This window comes from Thermomicrobiales bacterium (assembly GCA_023954495.1).
Classification (GTDB): domain Bacteria; phylum Chloroflexota; class Chloroflexia; order Thermomicrobiales; family CFX8; genus JAMLIA01.
On record JAMLIA010000144.1, the window covers coordinates 1 to 3,196 of the forward strand.

Sequence of the window (3,196 nt, forward strand, 5' to 3'; positions counted from 1 at the left end):
TTCGCGGCCACTCGTGCGATCGGATAGCCGGTCGCCTTCGACGCCAGCGCCGACGAGCGGCTGACGCGCGGGTTCACCTCAATCACCTGGTAGGCGAAGGACTTCGGATCGAGCGCGTACTGAACGTTGCAGCCGCCTTCGATGCCCAGCGCGCGGATGATCTTCAGCGCGGAAGCACGCAGCATCTGGTACTCACGATCCGAGAGCGTCTGGCTCGGCGCGACGACGATCGAATCGCCGGTGTGTACGCCCATCGGATCGAGGTTTTCCATATTGCAGACCGTGATAGCGTTGTCGGCCGCGTCGCGGATGACCTCGTACTCGATCTCTTTCCAACCGAGCAATGAGCGCTCGATCAGCACCTGATGGATCGGGCTGGCGGAGATACCGCTCTGTGCAATCTCATCCAGCTCGGCCATGTTGTAGGCGATGCCGCCGCCGGTACCACCGAGGGTGTAGGCAGGGCGGATGATCAGCGGGAAATCGACACGGTCGGCGAACTCGCGCGCCTCGGCAACGGTGTGCGCAATCACGCTGTCCATCACCGGCTCGCCGATGTCCTGCAGCAATTGCTTGAACAGCTCGCGGTCCTCAGCGTGCTGAATCGCAGAGAGCGGCGTCCCGAGCAGCTTCACGCCGTACTCTTCGAGAATGCCGAGATCAGCGAGTTGTACTGCCAGGTTCAGCCCTGTCTGGCCACCCAGCGTTGGCAGCAGACCGTCCGGTCGCTCGCGCATGATGATGCGCCGAATCACGTCCGGAATCAGCGGCTCGATGTAGACGACATCAGCCACATCCTCGTCGGTCATGATCGTTGCCGGGTTGGAGTTAACGAGGATGGTTTCGATGCCCTCCTCGCGCAGCGCGCGGCACGCCTGCGTGCCGGCGTAGTCGAACTCCGCAGCCTGCCCAATAACGATCGGGCCCGATCCGATCACAAGAACACGTTGGACCCGGTCGCTCACGCAGTTACCCCTTCACCCTGGCGCTTCCCCTCGCGGAGGAGCGCGACAAACTGGTCAAACACATACTGGGTGTCCTGCGGCCCAGGGGCACCCTCCGGGTGATACTGGATGCTGAAGACCGGCAGACTCTCGTGCGCCAGACCTTCAACCGACTGATCGTTGAGGTTGATCTGCGAAACGCGCCAGCCGCTCGCGTCCGGCACGCTGTCGGCATCCACCTGATAACCATGATTCTGCGACGTTATGTGAACTCGCCCACTGGCGATGTCGAGTACCGGATGGTTGCCGCCATGATGTCCGTACTTCAGCTTGCTGGTCGTCGCACCAATGGCGTGGGCCAGAAGCTGGTGCCCCAGACAGACGCCAAGGTACGGGACGCCGTCGTCGATGATCGCGCGGATCGTGTCAGCTGCCGGGGCCGCGCGCTCAGGATCACCGGGCCCAGGCGACGTCAGGATTCCGTCCGGCTGCAGCGCGGCAATGTCGCTGTACGGCGTGTCGAACGGCACGACCGTGACGCGAACGCCGCGGCGCTCGAGCGACTCCAGGATGTTCTCCTTGACGCCGCAATCGATCAGGACGACGTGAAATTCTCCGACGCCAACGTCACGCGGTTCGTCTATCGTGACATCAGCGACGACATTCGTCTCAGCCGGCGTCCAGGCGGTCTTTGCGCGCTGTTGCAGATCGCTGATTGTGCGTTCGCCGATCTTCGATACCAGCAGCGCACGCATTGCGCCTTCGCGCCGAATGTGGCGTGTTAGCGCGCGGGTGTCGACGCCGGAGATCGCCGGGATGTCATGATTCCGGAAGTATTCGGCCAGCGTTCCTTCCGAGCGCCAGTTGCTCGGCCAATCGGTGTAGTCGCGGACAATCATGCCGGTGATCCACGGCTGTCGCGACTGGTCGTCGTCGTCCGTTACGCCGTAGTTACCGATGATCGGGTAGGTCATGCAGACGATCTGCCCGCGAAACGACGGGTCTGTCGCAACCTCCTGATACCCGGTCATCGACGTCGTAAACACTACTTCGCCTTCGGCGTCTCGCTCAGCGCCGAACGACGTTCCGCGGAAGACACTGCCATCCTCCAGGATGACGGCTGCATCCCCCTTATACACGCTCATCGTGGCGCACCTCCCCCTCGCAAATGGTGAGCACTGCTCGTCCACGCATTGTCAGTCCCAGCAGCGGTGTGTTCGCGCTCCTTGTCCTCAGCGAGTCAGCGCTGACGACCCATTCCCTCGTCGGATCTATCACGGTCACATCGGCACTCTCGCCTGCCGTCAATGTGCCGCCGTCCAATCCAATCGTCTTCGCCGGCGCAGACGTGAACAGCTCCACGACCTGCGGCCAGTCCAGATTGCCGCGTTCGATCAGGTGCACCATCGATGGCAAGGCAAGCTCCAGCCCGCTCATACCAAACGCAGCGCCCTTCAGCTCGCGCGGCTTGTCGCGCTCGGCGTGCGGCGCGTGGTCGGTCGCGATGAAGTCGAACGCGCCACGCTGAACCGCCTTCAGCAGACCCAGCGCGTCTGACTCAGGACGCAGCGGCGGGTTCACCTTCGCGCTCGAATCGGGCGCTGGCCCGCTGCCAACCGCCTCCTGCTCGCCGGCGAAACGCTTGCGCCCTGCCACCCATTCGTCGGTCAGCAGCAGGTGATGCGGCATCACCTCGGCAGTGCAGCGCACTCCGCGCGCACGGGCTGCCTCAATCAGCCGGATGCCTCGCTCGGTCGAGACATGCAGGACATGGAGCCAGCCGCCGGTCTCCTCTGCCAGTTGCAGATCGCGCTCGATGTAGGACTCCTCGGCCTCAGCCGGAATGCCCGGATCGCCCAGCTTTGCCGAAACCTCGCCCCGATGCATCGAGCCGCCCTGGATCATGTCCGGGTCCTCGCAATGCACCATGATCGGCACATTCAGCTCGGCAGAAAGGCGCAGCGCCTCGCGCATCACGTCTTCCGACTTCGTACTGTCCCCGTCGTCAGAGAAGCCAATGGCACCTGCTGCGGCCATCTCGCGGAGTGGCGCAATTTCCAGGCCCGCCCGAGCGACGGAAATCGTGCCGATTGGGTGAATGTGGATACCGGTCTCACGCCCACGCGTTACGATGTCAGCGACGCGCTCGGCGGTATCGAGCGGCGGAGTGGTGTTCGGCATGCAGCACATCCGCGTGAATCCACCAGCCGCGGCTGCATCTGCGCCGGACTGCAGGTCTTCCTTATAGGTCA

The 3,196-nt window shown here is 63.4% G+C and carries 3 protein-coding genes; all 3 read right to left on the reverse strand.

The features are described 5' to 3' along the window. Nucleotides 1-965: carbamoyl phosphate synthase large subunit (locus M9890_15640; GenBank protein ID MCO5178387.1), on the reverse strand; the 965-nt coding region annotated here is incomplete at its 3' end. Next, complete coding sequence (gene carA, locus M9890_15645) at nucleotides 962-2,089, reverse strand: glutamine-hydrolyzing carbamoyl-phosphate synthase small subunit (GenBank protein ID MCO5178388.1); 1,128 nt, start codon at nucleotides 2,087-2,089, stop codon at nucleotides 962-964. The genes M9890_15640 and carA, both read right to left, overlap by 4 nt. Next, a partial coding sequence (locus M9890_15650; protein ID MCO5178389.1) for a dihydroorotase occupies nucleotides 2,076-3,196 on the reverse strand: 1,121 nt, incomplete at its 5' end. The genes M9890_15650 and carA, both read right to left, overlap by 14 nt.

Bases quoted from the DNA above. Each gene is read 5' to 3' on its own strand.
- carA (MCO5178388.1), bottom strand. From the start codon at position 2,089: ATGAGCGTGTATAAGGGGGATGCAGCCGTCATCCTGGAGGATGGCAGT.